We start from the raw sequence: 18,184 nt of genomic DNA on the forward strand, positions 1-18,184 counted from the left end.
AGGCTCCCAAACATGTCCCGTGAACGCCTCTATCTTTTCGATACCACTTTGCGCGACGGTGCCCAGACCGCCGGCATCGAGTTCTCGCTTGAGGACAAGATCGCCATTACCGGCCTGCTCGAGCAATTAGGTGTGGATTATATTGAAGGCGGCTATCCCGGCGCCAATCCAGTGGATACCAGCTTTTTCGAGAAGAAGCGCACCAGCAACGCCATTTTCACCGCTTTCGGCATGACCAAGCGGGCAGGGCGCTCGGCCGCCAACGATCCCGGCGTCATGAGCCTCGCCAATTCGGCCGCCGCCGCCACCTGTTTCGTCGCCAAGGCCTGGGATTATCAGGTGGAGCTGGCGCTGGGCTCGACCACGGAAGACCATCTCGAAGGCATTGCCGATACGGTCCGCACCGCCATTGCCGCCGGCAAGGAAGCCCTGATCGACCTCGAGCATTTCTTCGATGGCTACAAGGCCAATCCCGATTACGCGCTGGCCTGCATCAGCACCGCCCTGGAGGCCGGCGCCCGCTGGGTGGTGCTCTGCGACACCAATGGCGGCACCATGCCTTCGCAGATACGCGACATTGTCGGCGAGGTCGTGAAAGTGGCGCCCGGCGATCGGCTCGGCATCCATCCGCATGATGATACCGGACAGGCCGTGGCCAATGCGCTGGCGGCCATCGAGGCCGGCGTGCGCCAGGTCCAGGGCACGCTCAACGGTCTGGGCGAGCGCTGCGGCAATGCCAATCTGGTGACGCTGATCCCCACCCTGGTGCTCAAGCCGTTCTATTCCGAGCGCTTCGAGACCGGCATCACCCCCGAGCGCCTCGAACGCCTGACCCATATTTCCCGCGCCTTCGACGACCGGCTCAATCGCGCCCCGACGCGGCAGGCGCCCTATGTCGGGGCCTCGGCCTTTGCCACCAAGGCCGGTATTCACGCTTCGGCCCTGCTCAAGGATTTTTCGACCTATGAGCATGTGCCGCCCGAAAGCGTGGGCAATGAACGGGCCATCATGGTCAGCCAGCAGGCCGGCAAATCCAACCTGCTGACGGCTTTGGCCCGCCACGATATTGTGCTGGAAAAGGACGATCCGCGCCTCGAAAGGCTGCTCGCCACCGTCAAGGAGCGCGAGGCTGGCGGCTATTCCTATGACGGCGCCGACGCCTCCTTCGCCGTTCTGGCGCGGCGGGTGCTGGGCACGCTGCCCGACTTCTTCCAGGTGGAGAATTATCGCGCCATGGTGGAGCGCCGCCACAATGCCATGGGCGAGGAAGTCACGGTCACCGAGGCGGTGGTGAAAATCCGCGTCGAGGGCCAATTGCTGATGTCGGTGGCGGAGGGCAATGGTCCGGTCAACGCGCTGGACCTGGCTTTGCGCAAGGATCTGGGCATCTATTCCGCACGAATCGAAGACCTCGAACTGGTTGATTTCAAGGTGCGTATCCTCGATGGCGGCACCGGCGCGGTCACCCGCGTGCTGGTCGAAAGCCGCGATGGCACAGGAGAACGCTGGGTAACCATCGGCGTTTCGCCCAATATCATTGATGCGTCCTTTGAAGCTCTGTATGAATCGATCACCTACAAGCTGTTGAAAACCGAGGCGGCCTGACGCCGCCGGCAGAATGAAATTCCCGGGAGGGCAAACTGGCCGAAACCGCTCCGAAACGTCCTCTTGCTCTGACCATTGGAGCAGCGGCCGCTACCCTTGTCGTCATTCTCGGCATTCTGGCCGGTCCTTCCATCGTGTCCTGTTTCAACAGCGAAGACGGCATGGGCCTGTGCCTGCGCGGCAAATTGGCGGAAATCGGCCTGGTGCCGCCGCTCCCCGCGCCGGTCACGGCCGAAACCGAGATCCCGGACGCCGCGCCTGAAGCCGACCTCAATCTGGCAACGGCCGAGACGGCGGTTTCCGAAGAGCCGGCGCTTGACGTCGTCCCGTCGGCCGAACCTATCGATGCCGCGGCTGCCGACAATGTCCTCGCCGCCACGTTCGGTCTGCTGCGCGCCGAGCCCGATGGCTCGGTCGTCATTGCCGGCAGCGGTACGCCCGGCAGCCTGGTGCAGGTCTATGCCAATGGCGAATTGCTCGGCACGGTCGAGGTCGAAGCCAGCGGCGACTGGGTCTTCGTGCCCGAAACGCCGCTGCCGCCCGGCGGCCTCGAAATCACCCTGGGCGAGGAGGGCAAGGCCGGCGCGGCGGAGCAATCCTTCATCGTCGTGGTCAACGAGGACCGGACCTCCCAGCCCCTGGTCGTCGCCAGCGCGCCCGGCCAGGCCAGTGAAGTCCTGCAGGGCCTGACGGCGCCCGCCGCCGAGCCCGCCAGCGTGGCCACGGCGGAACCTGCTGCCGAGCCCGAATCCATCGAGGTCGCGGCCGCTGCTGTTCCGGTCGAAGAGCCAGCAGAGTCCGTCGAGACGGCGCTTCCCGCTGAAGAACCGGCGGCACCAAGCCAGCAGGAGCCCGCCACCGCGCCGGCACTGGAAGTCGCGGCCCTGCCGGCACCCGCAACGCCCCCGCCTGCCGAAGAAGCCCCGGCGGCCAGCGTTCCCGAAACGGTTCCGGCCGAAAATCCCGCCGCGGAGGCGCCCCTGGCCAGCCCGGCGGAGCCGACGGCGTCTGAGCCCTCCATGACCGAGACCGCGCCTGCCGAACCTGCCGAAGCTCCGGTCGCGCCGGTGACCGAGCCGGATGAATCCCAGCTCGCCGCCATTCCCGACACTGTCGTGGAACCGGCGCCAATCCAGACCACCGGCATTGCGCCCACTATCGATGCCATCGAACTCGATGGCGAGCGCACCTTCTTCGCCGGTGCCGGCCCGGAAGGCGAAATCCTGCGGCTCTATGTGGATGACACCTTTATCGCCGATACCAGGGTCACCGGCGGACGCTGGCTGATCGAGGCGGGCCCCGTGCTCGACAAGCCCAGCCAGCGCGTCCGCGTCGACCTGTTGCAAGAAGGCGATGCCCGGGTCGTGGCCCGCGCCGAGGTGGATTTCATGGTCGATCTGCCAGCGGCGCCGGAAGAATCCGTTGTGGTCGCCGAGACCGAAACGCCTGCCGCTCCGGCCCTTCCAGCCACAGCACCGGCGGCGGAAACCCCGGCTACTGAATCCGCGCCCGTGGCCGAGCCCCTGGCACCGGCGCCGGAATCTGCGCCAGCTCCAGAACCGGTCGCCGCGCCCGCCAGCGAGCCCGCAACCGGCGAACCCGCGACTGCACCGGCCCCAGCGCCGCAGCCGGAGGCCGTTGCCGCACCCGCACCCGCGCCGGTCGAGCCCGCTCCCGAGCCCGCCCCGGCGGCTGAGCCCGTTGCGTCGCCGGCAGTGCCCACCATGGTCGCGGTGTCGCTGGGCGGTCCCGATGCGCAGCGTTTCGCCTCCGGCAAGGCCATTATCCGCCGGGGCGACAATCTGTGGACCATTGCCCGGCGCGTCTATGGCGAAGGTCTCAAATACACCACGATCTACGAGGCCAATCAGGGCCAGATACGGGATCCCGACCGCATCTATCCCGGTCAGGTCTTTGACCTGCCGAACGGGGAATGAACCCAGTGCAAACGGCGCCTTCAGGCGCCGTTTCGCCGCGCTCTATTGATTTTTCCGGCCGGACGTCCCATCTTCATCGCCAATAACCGATCAAACATGAGCGGCGTCTGCGGAGCTCTTGTTCCGCAATCCTCATGCGCAAACGAGCGATGCCATGCGTGACGACGACATTGCCAGTACTATGCGGGCCCTTGGCCATCCGGTGCGCCTGGAAATCCTGCGCATTCTGGCCACTCAGCAGCAGGGGCAGTGCTGCTGCGCCGATGTGACCGAAAGCCTGACCCTGGCGCAATCCACCGTGTCGCAGCATATCAAGGTCTTGCTCGATGCCGGCCTCATCGAGCGCAAGCCGCATGGCACCCGTAATCGCTATTGCATCCGCCAGGACAAGCTGGCGGAATTGAACGCCGCTTTCTTCGGCCTCCTCGAGGGCCTGACCCCAGCCGCCAGCAAGGAAGCGGAACCGGCCTGATGGCATCTGACACCACTGAGAATAAGCCGTCCGTCAGCGCGGACGAAGGCTCCATATTTTCTACTATCCGCAATCTCTGGCCCTATATGTGGCCCGAAAATCGGCCCGACCTGCGCTGGCGCGTGGTGCTGGCCATTGCGGCCTTGTTGGCGAGCAAGGTCGCGACCACCCTCATCCCCTTCGCCTATAAGGGCATTATCGACAGCCTCGACAGCTCGGCCCCCAACGGCGCGCTGATCCTTGGCCTTGCCGTGCCGGTCGCCCTGGTCGTCGCCTATGCGCTGGGCAATGTCATCGATGCCGGTTTCCAGCAATTGCGCGACGTGTTTTTCGCCAGCGTCGGCCAGCATGCCGTGCGCAAGCTGGCGCTCCAGACCTTCCACCACCTGCACCGCCTGTCGCTGCGTTTCCATCTGCAACGGCGCACTGGCGGGCTTTCCCGCGTCATCGAGCGCGGCACCAAGGGCATCGAAACCATCGTTCGTTTCGCCATGCTCAACATCGCCCCCACCATCGTCGAATTCGTCGTGGTGGCGGTGGTCTTCGTCTGGCTGTTCGGGATTTCATATCTCGGCGTGCTGGTGGTGACGATCTGGGCCTATCTCTATTTCACCATCAAGGCGTCCAATTGGCGTATCGCCATTCGCCGCGAGATGAACGAATCCGACACCGACGCCAATGGCAAGGCCATCGACAGCCTGCTCAATTTCGAGACGGTGAAATATTTCGCCAACGAGCAGATGGAAGCGCGCCGTTTCGACCAGGCCATGGCCGGTTATGAACGCTCCGCCATCCGCATCTGGACCTCGCTGGGCTTTCTCAATTTTGGCCAGGCCGTCATTTTCTATGGCGGTTTCCTTGTCGCCTCCATCATGGCCATTCTCGGCGTCATGGATGGACGGCTGACCCTGGGCGATTTCGTGCTGCTCAACACCTTTCTTCTGCAGATATACCGGCCGCTCAATATGATCGGCTTCGTCTACCGCGAGCTGCGCCAGGGCCTCACCGATATCGAGGAAATGTTCAAGCTGCTCGATCGGGAGCCGGAGATTGTCGATAAGCCCGATGCCAGGCCGCTGGCCATCACCGGCCCGGTCATCCGCTTCGAGGATGTCAGCTTCCATTACGACCCGGAACGGCCGATCCTCAAGGGCGTCAGCTTCGAGGTGCCGGCGGGCAAGACCGTGGCCATTGTCGGGCCCACCGGCGCCGGCAAATCCACGATTTCGCGCCTGTTGTTCCGCTTCTACGACGTCACCGGCGGGCGCATCACCATTGACGGGCAGGATCTGCGCCAGGTGACGCAGGAAAGCCTGCGCTCGGCCATCGGCATGGTTCCGCAGGACACCGTGCTGTTCAACGACACGATCGGCTACAATATCGAATATGGCCGGCCCGATGCGTCGGCGGCGGAAATCCGCGAAGCGGCCGGCATGGCTCAGGTCGGGACCTTTATCGAGAGCTTGCCCAGTGGCTACGATACGCCGGTGGGCGAGCGTGGCCTGAAACTGTCCGGCGGCGAGAAGCAGCGGGTCGCCATCGCCCGCACCATTCTCAAGGCCCCGTCCATTCTCATTCTCGACGAAGCCACCTCGGCGCTCGACACCAAGACCGAGCGCAATATCCAGGCGGCGCTGGATGAGGTTTCGCGCAACCGCACCAGCGTGGTCATCGCCCACCGCCTCTCCACCGTGGTCAATGCCGACGAAATCCTCGTCCTGCGCGACGGCCAGGTCGCCGAACGCGGCAATCATGCAGCGCTGCTGGCCCATAATGGCCTCTACGCGCAGATGTGGAACCGCCAGCGCGAAGCCAATGAGGCCGAAGAACTCCTCGCCCGCACGCAGGACGACCCCGATGGTTTCGTCAAGCGCGGCATCCCGGCGGCTGAATAAACCCGGGAACCTCTGGCGCTGCCTGCCCCGCTATGCTCAAATCCCGCCCGTCCCCCGGTGCGGGATTTGTCGACACGGTGCAATGTGACCAGCACGCAATTAAGCAGCGAAAATCCCCCGGTTCGGCTTGCCGATGGACCCAAAGGTCTGCCCATTCTCGGGCATCTGCTCGACATGAGCCGCGACACGCTCGGCTTTTTCGAGCGCAGCGCCCGCCAATATGGCGACATGACCGCGCTGCGGCTCGGGACCTTCCCGGCTTTGATCGTCAACAATCCCGACCTGATCGAACAGGTTCTGGTCAAGCAGAACCAGCATTTCACCAAGAACAAGGTGTTCTGGCGCCAGCTTGAGGCCCTGCTGGGCAATGGGCTGTTCACCGCCGAGGATGAGGAATGGCAGCGCCAGCGCAAGCTGGCCGCGCCGGCCTTCGCCACAATACCTCTGGCCTCCTATGGCCCGCATATGGTGGCATTGACCGAACGCAAGCTCGATAGCTGGCGGGATGGCCAGGAAATCGACATGCATCGCGAGATGATGGCGCTGGGGCTGCAAATCGCCGCCAGGACCCTGCTCGACGCCGATGTGACCGACGATCTGGAAGCCATGGAGCAGGCCGCCTATTGGGTCATCGATGAAGTCGCGGCGCGCTTTTCCCGGCCTGTCGTCGTGCCCGATTGGGTGCCGCTGCCCGGCCATCGGCGTTACCTCAAGGGCATCGCCCATCTCGAACGTATGGTCTATCGGGTGATTGCCGAGAACCGCGCCGGCAAGAACGCCTCGGCCGGATTTCTCTCCTTGCTGATGTCGGCCCGCGACGAGCAAGGCCGGCCGATGACCGACAAGGCCCTGCGCGACCAGATCTGCAACATGCTGCTCGCCGGCTACGAGACCTCGGCACTGAGCATGGCCTATGGCTTTCATCTTTTGGGCCAGCACCGGGAGATTCAGGCTGCCATTGCCGCGGAGGTCGAGTCGGTTGCGCCGGGTCGCCCGGTCACGCCCGATGACCTGCCGAACCTCAAGCTGACCGAACATGCCGTCATCGAGATGTTGCGCCTGTTGCCGCCGGGCTGGGCCATCGGGCGCGAGGCGCGCGCCGATGTGCGGATCGGCGATTATGAGATCAAGCAGGGCACCACCGTGATCCTCAGCCCCTGGATCACCCAGCGCGACCCGCGCTATTTCGAGGATCCGCTGGCCTTCAGGCCGGAGCGCTGGGCCGGCGATTTCCGCCGCAAGCTGCCGCGCTTCGCCTATTTCCCCTTCGGCGGCGGGCCGAGAATCTGCATCGGCAACCGCTTCGCCATGATGGAGGCCATGTTGCTGCTGGCGACCATCGCGCGGCGTTTCGATGTCGAGCGGCTGACCGACAGGCCGGTCAGCTTCCTGCCCTCGATTACCTTGCGGCCCGTCGGGGGGATTTGGGTGCGGCTGCATGCCCGAAAGCGGATGGGCTGAGCGGCGCCTGGCCCTTTTCGATCAGATAGGGCGCCGGGAAACGGCGCGCCATATCGCTGGCAAAGCGGTGCAGCAATACGTTGAAGCTGTTGGGATGGGACAGGAAGGGCGCATGTCCGGCGCCGGCGATGAGATGCGAGCGCTCTTCCCAGAGATTGGCATAAGCGAGTTTTTCGAGATATTTCACCCGCATGATCGGGTCGTCGGCGCCATTGATCAGCGCCAGCGGCACCGGCGAGGTCGCGACCACCCGCCGCTGGTCGGCAATGCCGCCCCTGAGCAGGCTCCTGGTCGTTTCCGGGCGCATCCGCCCATCGGCCCGCAGGATGGCGGCAAAATGCATGCCGTCGGGCTCGGGGCCATAGCACAGCTCCTGCCAGCGCTCGGCGTCGCGCGTGGTGAAGCGGGCCTTGCGGCCCAGCAGCATGCCTTTGTGGACGTGAAAGGCCCGCATTGGCGCCAGCCGGCCGGGGGCGAGCGGCGGTGCGCCGATAGCCACCGCCCCGGCCAGGCGCTCGGGAAACCGCGCCATCAATTCCATCGCGATATGGCCGCCCAGCGACCAGCCGACCACCAGCGCCTGCTTGAGGCGCAGATAGTTCATCACATCGACGGAAATATTCGTCAGCGCACGGATGGAATAGCCCTCCGCTGGATGTGCCGCATCCTCCGATGCGCCATGCCCCGGCAGGTCGAAGGCGATCAGGCGGAACATGTCGGTCAGCGGCGCGGTGAATTGGTGCTCGAAAACTTCCTTGCTGCCGCAGACCCCGTGGATGAACAGAATGGGCATGCCCTTGCCGCCGCTGTCGCGATAACCAATGCTGCCGCTGGCCAGGCGCATCGTGGGACAGGCAATAGTCATGAGGGCACTCCTTCGCGAGAAGTGCATTATGGGGCCCATCTCTATAGGAGGGGTTTCCGCACTCGGTTAAGATATTGTAGCTTTGGCTAGGCGGCGCGCGGATCGTGTTGGGGAGTGGCGTTATGGAAACCCTGTTCGACGGGCTGGTGACCTTGACCGGCATGGCCGTGGTCGGCGCCTATATCTGGTCCGTGCGCAATCATTTCCAGTCCGATGCGATGCCGCCGGGCGCGCGGATCATCGCCGCCGCAGTCACGGCCTCGACCATCATCATGCTGGCCCTCACCTGGTTGAGCACCCAGCCGATATTGGCGCAGGTCGTCGGGTTGATGATCCAATTGTTCAGCGTCTGGATTTTCTGCGCCGCGATAATGGCGTCGCGGCAGGCCCGGCTGCGCTTCGTGTTCGATCCCGAACATCCCCATTCGCTGGTCGATCAGGGGCCATATCGCCTCGTCCGGCACCCGTTCTATGTCTCGTATTCGATCTTCTGGTTCGGCTGGGCCATGGCGTCCTGGTCGCTTCTCGCCATACCCAGCGTTGTCATCCTGCTCTGGCTCTACATAGCGGCCGCGCGGATGGAAGAGAGCCATTTCGAAGCCTCGCCGCTCTCGGCCGATTATGCCGCCTATAAGCTGCGAACCGGCTTCTTCCTGCCCAAGCTGGGCTAGCCCGGATTAGGGTTCAAGCGGCCCGGTATGGGCATGCAGCCAGGATTCCAGAACTTCCTTGCGAAACGTGCCGGCTTCGAGATTGGAATAGATGAATTCTATCCATTCCTGCTCACTGCCAAGCGGTTCGACGCCATTCGCCTGGAGGAAAATAATGGTTGCTGCGAAAGCCACGCGCTTATTGCCATCGATGAAACCATGATTCATCGCCAGGCTCTCCCATAAGGCGGCGGCTTCCTCGATGACGTCGGCATAATATCCGGTCTGGGGGCGGAGCAGGGCAGACAGAACGAGTCCTTCGTCTCGGATGCCGCTGGCCCCGCCATAATGCCGGATCTGCTCGTCGTGAATCCAGATAATGTCGTCGAGTGTGAGATAGATGCGCTCGGTCATGGGCTACTTGGCCAATGCCTGGTAAACCTTGCCCCAGCGTTTCATGCTTTCGCCATGCAGCTTGACAATCAGCGGATTTACCCGCGGCGCATTGCTGTCCTGCTGCAACGCCGCATATTGCTCGGCCGAAAGCACCACCGCCACGTCGCGTCCATTCTTCTGGATATGCACCGGCGCGGCCTGGGCCATTTCCAGCACCTGACCGAACTTGTTCTTGGCGTCTGTTGCCGACATGTCAGCCATTTCCTGCTCCATTAGCTGATTTAGCTAATTGCATATTTAGCCATTTTAGCCAGAAAACACAAGGCCCGCATCGCTGCGGGCCTCGATCGTTTCGTTGGGGCAGGGTGCTTACTCCGCCGCGTCTCGCCGGTTGACCACCGCGACGCCACTGGCGTCCTTCTCCGTCAGCCCGGCCTCCTTGGAGACGATATAGCGCTTGGTGCCGTCAGCACCGCCATCCTCGGGCACTTCCATGGCCACCCCGTCGAAGCCCGCCGGCGCCGCGACGGGCTGGCCGCGGCGGAACGGGCTGGCGATCCACTGACCCAGAGAGGCGAACAGCGCGCCCAGCCATTTGATCTGCTTCCACATCACGGTCGGAGCGGTGATCATCACCGGCACCATGACCAGCGTCAGGGCAGTGGAGAAGAACAGTCCCGAAACCAGAGCGGCCGACAGATGGACGAACCACGAGCCGGCCAGCCCGCCCATGACGATTTCGCGGCGCATGAAATCGAATTCGATATTCGCCCACATCGGGATCACGCCCAAAGCGGTCAGGAACGCGGTCAGCAGCACCGGGCGAACGCGCTGGCTCACCGTCAGCAGCATCGCCTTCACCGCCTCGACATTCTGGTGGCGGTGATAATCGTTATAGGTATCGATCAACACGATGCCGTTCTTCACCACGATGCCCGCCAGGGCCACGATGCCGAGGCCGGTCATGATCGCCGAAAAGCTCATGCCGGTCACCAGCATGCCCAGCAACACGCCCGCCACCGACATGATCACCGTCGATAGCGTCACCATCACCTGGTAGAAGCTGTTATATTCCAGCAGCAGGATGAAGAAGATCAGCGCCATGGCCATCATCATGGCCTGCCCGATAAAGGCATTGGCATCGCCCATCTGCTCCTCGGCGCCGCCAAAGGTCACGGCCACGCCCTGCGGGAAATCCTGCTCGGCGATCCAGCCCTGCAATTCCTGCACCTTGTCGGCGGGATAGATGCCCTCGGCCAGGTTGGTGAGGCCGGCGGCCACCGGCATGGTGTAGACCTGATTGCGCCGCTGGATATTGGCGACCTTGGGCACGGCCTTGCGCTCGATGAAATTGGACACCGGCACCAGGCCCTGCGCCGTGGCGATGCGCATGGAATCGAGCGCATCGAATGTGCGTTCCTCCTGGGGCAGGCGTACGCGGATATCCATTTCATCGCCGGTTTCCGCGTCGCGATAAGTGCCCAGTTTCACCCCGGCGGTGATGAGCTGCACATAGGGCGCCAATTCGCGCACCCCGATGCCGTATTTGCCGGCTTCGGCGCGGTCGATGGTGATCTGCCAGTCGATGCCGGGCGAGGGGCGGCCGTCTTCCAGATCCACCACTTCCGGCCAGCTTGCCAAATGGTCGCGGATCGCGGTCACCACCGGCACCAGATCGTCGTAATTGCTGCTTTCGACCCGCAGATTGATGTCCTTGCCCGCCGGCGGGCCATTCTCGGCCGCCAGCAATTGGATATCGAGGCCGGCAAAGCCCGCCACCCGCTCGCGGATATCCGCGAAGATCTCCGAGGCCGGAACGCGATGGTTCCAATTGGTCAATTGCAGCTGGAAATTGCCCAGCGTGTCGGGCGGCGTCGAGCCGAAGGCGCCGGTCGAGCCGAACTGCATGATCACGTCCTGGATGCCATGGACCTGCAACAGCTCGCTCTCGATCTCCACCATCATGTCGCGGATTTCTTCCGGCGAGTAATTTCCCCTGCCCACCACGGCGACGGTGGCGAATTCCGGCTCCGAGGCCGGGAAGGCTTCGGTGCCGGTGGGGTTCATCGCATAGGCGACGAAGATGGTGGCGATGATGCCGAAGCCCACCGCCAGGGTCGGCAGCGGCCAGTGCAGCAGCTTGTCCATGATCCGGACATAGATGCCGGTCAGCCCGCTCACCTTGCTGGTGTCGAACTTGTCCGGATACATCACGATATCGGCCTTTTCCTTCTCCTTCTTGTCCACATGGCTGGAGGCGATGATCGAGCCGATCACCGGCATGAAGATCAGGGCGGAGATGAACGAGGCCACCATGACGATGATCACGATCATCGGCAGATAGCTCATGAACTTGCCGATAATGCCCGGCCAGAACAGCAGCGGCACGAAAGCGCCCAGTGTGGTGGCCGTGGCCCCCACCACCGGCACGAACATCTTGCGCACGGCCAGAATGAAGGCTTCCTTCTTCGGCACGCCTTCCTGCAATTTTCGCTCGGCATATTCGACCACCACTACCGGGTCGTCCACCAGCACGCCCACCGCGATGACCAGCCCGAACATCACCATCATGTTGATGGTCATGCCCAGCATGTCCGCGACCAGGAAGGCCATCATGAACGATAGCGGGATGGAGAGGCCGATCATCAATGCCGGCCTCACGCCCAAGGTGGCGATACAGGTGATCAGCACCAGGGCTACGGCGGTCAGCACTGCCGCTTCCAGCGAGCGGAACAGGGCCGTGGTGGTTTCGGCCTGGTCCAGGAAGAAGGAATAGGTCACGCCCGCCGGCCAGTCCGCGGCCACCTGTTCGGTCACCGCCCGCACCTTGTCGGAGACGTCGATGATATTGGTGCCCAGCTTCTTGGAGACGCCCAGGATCAGGGCAGGGGAGCCGTTGACCTGGGTATATTCGGTGGCGTCGGCCAGGGTGCGGGTGATCGTGGCCACGTCCCCGAAGGTGACGATGGTATTGCCATCGGTTTTGAGCGGCAGGCTATAGACGTCCTCGGCCGTGGTGATCAGTCCCGGCACTTCGATATTGAACGCGCCTTGCCCGGTATTGAGCGTGCCCCCCGGCACCACCATATTGTTGCGGGCCAGCGCGTCGAAGAGCTGATTGGCGGTCAGGCCATAGGTTTCCAGGCGCAACAGGTCGACTCGAACTTCCAGCTGCTCTTTGCGGGCCCCCGACAGACTGGCTTCGCGCACCTCGTTGATGCCTTCCAGCGCGTCCTGCAATTGCTCGGCGCGGCGCACCAATTCCTTTTCCGGGGCGGAACCATAGACCGCCACCGAAATGATCGGCATGCCGATCAGGTCGATTTCATTCACGCTCGGATCGTTGGCGTCGGCCGGCAGCTTGGCCTTGATCGCGTCCATGCGCGCGCGCGTATCCTGCAGCGCCTGGTCCTTGTCGGTATTGATGTCGAATTCGAGGAATACCGAGGCATGGCCGGTCGTTGCGGTCGAGCTGATATTCTGCAGGCCCGGCAGGTTGGCCAGTTCCTCCTCGGCCGGTTTGGCCAGCAGGTTTTCCGCGTCGCGCGGCGACACGCCGGTCTGGCTGATCGAGACATAGAGATAGGGCACGTCGATGGCCGGGAAGCTCTCCTTCGGCATCGACATATAGGCGCCCGTACCGGCCACCAGGATGATCACCATGATCGTCAGGACCACCCGCGGCATCCTGAGAATTCTTTCGATGAAATCGAGCATCTCGGGAGTCCCTAGCTGGCGGTGGTTTCGGTGGCTGCGGCGGCCGGGCTGGCCTCGACATGCTGGCCGGAGGTGACGTTTTCCTGCCCGACAATGATGACGTCGGCGCTGAGCGGCAGCCCGGTCACCCAGACGCCATCGCGCGTATCGCTGACAATGGTGATCGGATAGAAGGCGACCACGCCGTCCTCCACCGTGCGCACGCCCAGCGTGCCCTCGTCATCCAGCGTCAGCACCGATTGCGGCAGCAGGTGCCCCGGCGCCGTGCCGACATTGACGATGGCTTCGGCGGTCACGCCGTCGCGGATGGCGTAATCGTCGTTCGGAATCTCGATTTCGGCGCGGAAGGCGCGGGTGGCATTGTCGGCCACCGAGGAAATATAGGTCACCTTGCCGACCACGTCCTGGCCGGTCACCGTCTTGATCCTGGCCTCGAGCCCGGTCCGGGCCAGCCCGATATGGGCCTCCGGGACCATGCCGGTGAAGATCATCGGATTGAGTTCCACGATGGTCGCGCAGGGCGAGCCGGGATTGAGCATGGCGCCAGCCACGGCGAGCGGGTCCTGCACGAGGCCGGCCACCTTGGCGACGATCTCGGTGCGCTCCAGTTCCGCCTTGGCATTGTCCAGCCCGGCCTGGGCCTGGCTGACCCCCGCCCGGGCCTGGGCCAGCGCCACCTCGGCGGCATTGGCGGTATTGGCGGCGGCCAGGCCGCGATTGCGCAAATCGGCATTGGTGTCGAAATTCAGTTGCGCCTGCGCTAGGGCGGCCTCGGCCTGGGCGATGCCGGCTTCGGCCTGGGCCAAGGCGGCGGCGCGCGTGCCCTGGTCCAGGGTGCAGAGCGCATCGCCCACGGCGACCCGCTCTCCCTTGCTGACATGGACGACATCGACCGTGCCGGCGGTTTCGGCCACGGCGGTGATCGTCGCCTTGGCCTCGGTGCGGCCGCGCAGCGGCACTTCGATAGGCATTGGCCGGGCGATATAGGTCTGGATGCGCACGCTTTGCAGCGGCGCGGCGGCGCCGGTGGTCGCCTCGTTACGCTGGGCAATGGTCAGGGCCGGGTCGATGGCGGGGGCATGATGCTCGGCCAACAGACCGGCATTGCCGAGCGCTCTGGCGATCGGCCCGTCTTCTTCGCCTTCGATCACGGAAATAAGCGGCTTTTCGCCCTTGCCGGGGCCATGGCCGCCATGCACCAGGGTGCCGGTCGCCATCCAGGCGCCGGCCAGCAACAGGATCACCAGCGCCAGGCCGTAGGAAAACATTGCGCGCATCTATTCGTATCCTTATTCGGCCGCGTCTTTGCGTGGCTCGGCTCGCGCCATTGTGACGAGTTCGTGCATATGGGTGCGCATATGCGCCTCCGCAACCTCCATGACCGCCCGGCCATAATCGATGATCCACCGGTCGGTGGGATTGCGCCCCTCCCGCGCCGCTGCCTCGTCGAGCCTTTGGCGGCTCTTCACGGTGCGGGCGAGGAATTCATTGCAGCGCTGCTCCACCAGATCGGGCGGCAGGATATGGGCGAAACGGGCGAATAGCAGGAACGGGCTGCGAAATATGTCTTCGCCCAGCGGTTCGGCCAGTTCCTCGGCAAAGATGCGGCGGCCGGTTTCGGTGATGGAATAGACCTTGCGCGCCGGCTTGCCGGTCTGCTGCTCGGTGCGGCTGGTGACGCAGCCTTCCTCTTCCAGCCTGGCCAGCGCCGGATAGATCGACCCGAAACTGGCCTCGACGAAATAGGCGAATTCTTCTTCGGTGCACAGCCGGCGGATGTCATAGCCGCTCGCTTCTCCATAATAGAGAATCGACAGGCACAGCGTTTTCACGTTCATTGACTATTCCTGGGACATATGATCGCCCGATATATGCTGGGGCTATATATGCAGGCCGGTCCTATCGCAAGAGCTTCGGGGCCGGAAACCGCGGACCGGTTAAGCACTGGTTGCAGCCCCGTACCGGGAACGCGTCGCGGTCTATGCCAGCAGGATCCGCATTTCCGCTGCCGCTTTTTGCGCCAGTTCCAGGCTGGCGGCGGCGGCGAAAAACGGATTGAGGAAATCCCGGTCTCCCTTGCCGTAGCGCATCGGCGCGCCATCCAGCGTCACCACGGCGCCGCCGGCCGCTTCAAGCACGGCCTGGCCGGCGGCGGTATCCCATTCGCAGGTTGGAGTAAAGCGGGGGTAAAGCTGGGCATCGCCGCGCGCCAGCAGGCAGAATTTCAGTGACGAGCCGACCGAGACGTCGCTTTCCACGTCCAGCGTCCGGCTCAGCCGTTGCAGCGCCGCATGGCCATGCGAGCGGCTGGCCACGATCCGCGGGCGCGCCAGCCAGCCGACCTGGATCGCCCGCCGCCCGGTCACGGCGCCATCGACCACCGTTCCGCTCCAGGCGCCGTCCGCATCGCCGGCGAAGATTTCCCCGCTTGCCGGCGCCAGCACCACGCCCATGACCGGACGCCCATGCTCGACCAGCCCGATATTGACCGTGAACTCGCCGTTGCGCTTGATGAATTCCTTGGTGCCGTCCAGTGGATCGACGACGAAATAGCGCTCGCCCAGCACCGGCACGATCCCCGCCGCGACGCTTTCTTCGCCCAGGATCGGCAGGCCGCTGGCTTGCAGATGCGCGATGATGACCGCCTCGGCGGCGGCATCGGCCTCCGTCACCGGCGAGCCATCGGCTTTGGTGACCACCTGAATGGGCCGGTGATAGACGTCGCGGATCACTTCGGCGGCGGCAATGGCGGCCTCGACCGCCAATTCGGTCGGCGACGGCGTGGGCGCCTGCTTGCCGAAGGCGCTCATGCCGCCCCGCCGATATCGAGGCGCGGCACTGGGGCGGGCAAGGCATTCATCATCGGCTCATCGGCTCACCGGCTCGGGAACGGGATGAGGGTGCTTTACGCTCCGCGTTCCGCGCTGGCAACCGCCGGCCGGAGCACCTTTTTCCTTCAATGGAGCTCAGCGCAACAAACTCTGCCCGCCATCGATCCATACCGGCGTTCCCGTGACATGGCGCGCCGCGTCCGAACAGAGAAACAGGATGACGTCCGCCACATCCTCGGCCTTGCCGCTCTTGCCGCCGGTGAGGGGAATGTCGCCCTCGCGAAACTCCACCGGAATGCCGGCCTCCTCGCTGTCGCGCCGCTCGGTATTGTCGTCGATCTCGCTCTCGATGGCGCCGGGGCACACCGCGTTGATACGGATTTTCCGCTGCCCCAGCTCCAGCGCCAATTGCTGGACCATGGCCAATTGACCCGCCTTGGTCGCCGAATAGGCGCTGGCGCCCGGCGAGGTGAAGGTGCGGGTGCCATTGATCGAGGATACCACCACGATGGCCCCGCCGCCGGCCTGTTCCAGCGCCGGCACGGTGTGGTGGATGGTGAGATAGGTGCCCCGCAGATTGACCGAAATCGTATGGTCCCATTCCTCCGGCGCCAGTCTCTCGATCGGCGCCCAGACGCCGTTGATCCCGGCATTGGCCACCACGATATCCAATTGCCCGAAACGCTCGAGCGTCGCGGCCACCAGCGCCTTCATCCCGTCATCGTCGGTAATGTCGGCCATCGCCGCCATGGCCTGGCCACCGCCCCGCTCGATTTCGGCCGCCGTCGCCTCGACCTCGTCCCGGGTCCGGCTCATCGCCACCACGGCGGCCCCTTCGCGGGCCAAGGCCAAGGCCGTCGCCTTGCCGATTCCTGACCCGGCCCCGGTCACCAGCGCCACCTTGCCGTCCAATAAAGCCATTGCAGTCCTCCATGTCCTGCAAAGGCAACGCGAAGACCGGGCAATGGTTGTCGGCGGTGTCGATCCCTATCCTGTCGCAGACCTCATCCTTCGACAGGCTCACCACGAGCTCTATGAGAGACCGGGGGGATAAATCGCAGACGCCCTAATATTGCGGCCCCAGCCTGTCTCCCTCGATGATCGCCCGCGTCAGGCTGCCGCTGGGCGGGTAGAGCGGGATGAGGCAGGCTTGCAGCGCGTGATAGATATCCGGCTTGCCCACGAATAGGCGCGCGGTCGGCGTCAGATCGTCCTTGAGCTCGCTGATCCAGCCGCCGCGCTCATGGTCGATGATATGGTTCTCGGCGAAATCCCAGAGCTTGCGATACCAATGCTGGTAATAGGCATCCTTGTCATAGGCGCCGATAAAGGCCGCCGCGCCGATGGCCTCGGCCACCGGCCACCACAGCTTTTCCCGCATGATAGGCTGGTTGTCCCAGTCCAGCGTATAGAAAAACCCGCCATGCTTCTTGTCCCAGCCCAGTTCGATGGCGTTGCGGAACAGACCCCGCGCCGCCTCGGTCATCCAGCCATGCTCCTTGCGGCCGAGCACGAAGAGCTGGAACAATAGCCGCGACCATTCCAGCGCATGGCCCGGCGTGGTGCCGGATGGCCGGAACATTTCCGAGCCCTGAAATTGCTTGTCGAGGCTCCAGTCCTCGTGGAAATGCTCGGCCACGCGATGATCCAGCTTGACCGCATTGCGGCGAATGATCAGGTCGGCGATCCGCGTCGCCTTCTGGATATAGTCTTCCTTGCCGGTCGCCTCATAGGCGGCCATCAGCGCCTCGGTCAGGTGCATGTTGGAATTCTGCCCGCGATAGGTGCTGATCTGCCCCCAATCATTGGCGAATTCCTCGCGTACTGCCCCGGCCTTGTTGTCCCAGAACCGCGTCCCGATCACCTCGGTCACGTCGGCGATCACCTGGTCGGCCAGCGGATGCCCCACCAGTTTCGCGCTCGCTCCGGCCAGCAAGACGAAAGCATGGCCATAGGCCTGCTTGCTGTCATCGGCAGGGCCGTCATCATCCAGCGACCAGACATAGCCGCCATGCTTGCGGTCCCGGTGCTGCTCCCAGAGATAGCGCATGCCATGATCGACCACCTCGTCCGATCCCGGCCGCCCCAGCAGGCTGCCGATGACCGCGCAATGGATCATGCGGGTGGTGACGTGAATTTGCCGCAGCGCATTATCGGGCTGCACCGGCATGCCCTCGTCGCTGAGTTCGTGGAACCCGCCCTTGGGATTGATCGACGCCGCTTCGAAGAAATCGAACAGGTCATTGGCCTGCCGCATCAGATATTGCCGGTGAAAAGGCCGGCTTTGCCACGGTCCGGCATTGGTCCTGGGCAAGGTAAAATCCGCGTCGCTCATCTTGGCTCCCATCCGGGGAG

At 63.9% G+C, this 18,184-nt stretch carries 15 protein-coding genes; 6 read left to right on the top strand and 9 right to left on the bottom strand.

Annotated features, from left to right (window positions below):
* Nucleotides 1-12: 12 nt before the first annotated feature.
* From cimA to O9Z70_RS04160, 5 genes are all read left to right on the top strand, one after another.
* On the top strand, nt 13-1,605 hold the full coding sequence (gene cimA, locus O9Z70_RS04140; protein WP_286021234.1) for a citramalate synthase: 1,593 nt from the start codon (nt 13-15) through the stop codon (nt 1,603-1,605).
* 134 nt (nt 1,606-1,739) lie between these two features.
* Entirely contained in the window at nt 1,740-3,542 is a 1,803-nt protein-coding gene (locus O9Z70_RS04145; protein WP_286021235.1) for a LysM peptidoglycan-binding domain-containing protein, read from the top strand.
* 154 nt (nt 3,543-3,696) lie between these two features.
* Nucleotides 3,697-4,014: an ArsR/SmtB family transcription factor gene (locus tag O9Z70_RS04150; protein ID WP_286021236.1), complete on the top strand. Its 318-nt coding sequence runs from the start codon at nt 3,697-3,699 to the stop codon at nt 4,012-4,014.
* Nucleotides 4,014-5,909 carry an ABCB family ABC transporter ATP-binding protein/permease gene (locus O9Z70_RS04155; RefSeq protein WP_286021237.1) on the top strand — a complete coding sequence of 632 codons (1,896 nt, stop codon included), beginning with the start codon at nt 4,014-4,016 and terminating at the stop codon, nt 5,907-5,909. Before O9Z70_RS04150 ends, O9Z70_RS04155 begins: the two co-directional genes overlap by 1 nt.
* An 84-nt stretch (nt 5,910-5,993) precedes the next feature.
* Entirely contained in the window at nt 5,994-7,370 is a 1,377-nt protein-coding gene (locus O9Z70_RS04160; protein WP_286021238.1) for a cytochrome P450, read from the top strand.
* Here the strand turns inward: O9Z70_RS04160 and O9Z70_RS04165 are convergent.
* Entirely contained in the window at nt 7,309-8,235 is a 927-nt protein-coding gene (locus tag O9Z70_RS04165; protein WP_286021239.1) for an alpha/beta fold hydrolase, read from the bottom strand. The genes O9Z70_RS04160 and O9Z70_RS04165 overlap by 62 nt on opposite strands.
* Before the next feature lie 122 nt (nt 8,236-8,357).
* Between O9Z70_RS04165 and O9Z70_RS04170 the strand changes: the two genes are divergently transcribed.
* Nucleotides 8,358-8,906 (top strand): methyltransferase family protein, encoded by a 549-nt coding sequence (locus O9Z70_RS04170; protein WP_286021240.1) that lies wholly within the window; start codon nt 8,358-8,360, stop codon nt 8,904-8,906.
* Between the two features lie 6 nt (nt 8,907-8,912).
* On the opposite strand, the gene O9Z70_RS04175 is transcribed toward O9Z70_RS04170, so the two are convergent.
* The 8 genes from O9Z70_RS04175 to O9Z70_RS04210 form a co-directional block, all read right to left on the bottom strand.
* Nucleotides 8,913-9,299, bottom strand: a complete 387-nt coding sequence (locus O9Z70_RS04175) for a type II toxin-antitoxin system death-on-curing family toxin (protein WP_286021241.1) — start codon at nt 9,297-9,299, stop codon at nt 8,913-8,915.
* A 3-nt stretch (nt 9,300-9,302) separates the two neighbouring features.
* Nucleotides 9,303-9,533: a type II toxin-antitoxin system prevent-host-death family antitoxin gene (locus O9Z70_RS04180; protein ID WP_286021242.1), complete on the bottom strand. Its 231-nt coding sequence runs from the start codon at nt 9,531-9,533 to the stop codon at nt 9,303-9,305.
* Between the two features lie 117 nt (nt 9,534-9,650).
* Nucleotides 9,651-12,968 carry an efflux RND transporter permease subunit gene (locus O9Z70_RS04185; RefSeq protein ID WP_286021243.1) on the bottom strand — a complete coding sequence of 1,106 codons (3,318 nt, stop codon included), beginning with the start codon at nt 12,966-12,968 and terminating at the stop codon, nt 9,651-9,653.
* Between the two features lie 41 nt (nt 12,969-13,009).
* The gene (locus O9Z70_RS04190) at nt 13,010-14,275 is read right to left on the bottom strand and encodes an efflux RND transporter periplasmic adaptor subunit (protein ID WP_286021244.1); all 1,266 of its coding nucleotides are present in this window, start codon (nt 14,273-14,275) and stop codon (nt 13,010-13,012) included.
* A gap of 12 nt (nt 14,276-14,287) precedes the next feature.
* A complete protein-coding gene (locus tag O9Z70_RS04195) occupies nt 14,288-14,836 on the bottom strand; it encodes a PadR family transcriptional regulator (RefSeq protein ID WP_286021245.1) in 549 nt (182 codons plus the stop codon).
* Nucleotides 14,837-14,977: 141 nt separating this feature from the next.
* On the bottom strand, nt 14,978-15,808 hold the full coding sequence (gene cysQ / locus O9Z70_RS04200; protein WP_286021246.1) for a 3'(2'),5'-bisphosphate nucleotidase CysQ: 831 nt from the start codon (nt 15,806-15,808) through the stop codon (nt 14,978-14,980).
* A gap of 156 nt (nt 15,809-15,964) precedes the next feature.
* Complete coding sequence (locus tag O9Z70_RS04205; protein WP_286021247.1) at nt 15,965-16,750, bottom strand: SDR family oxidoreductase; 786 nt, start codon at nt 16,748-16,750, stop codon at nt 15,965-15,967.
* 145 nt (nt 16,751-16,895) lie between these two features.
* Nucleotides 16,896-18,164 carry an AGE family epimerase/isomerase gene (locus O9Z70_RS04210; RefSeq protein WP_286021248.1) on the bottom strand — a complete coding sequence of 423 codons (1,269 nt, stop codon included), beginning with the start codon at nt 18,162-18,164 and terminating at the stop codon, nt 16,896-16,898.
* Nucleotides 18,165-18,184 lie beyond the last annotated feature (20 nt).

Source organism: Devosia sp. YIM 151766 (genome assembly GCF_030285925.1).
Classification (GTDB): Bacteria; Pseudomonadota; Alphaproteobacteria; order Rhizobiales; family Devosiaceae; genus Devosia.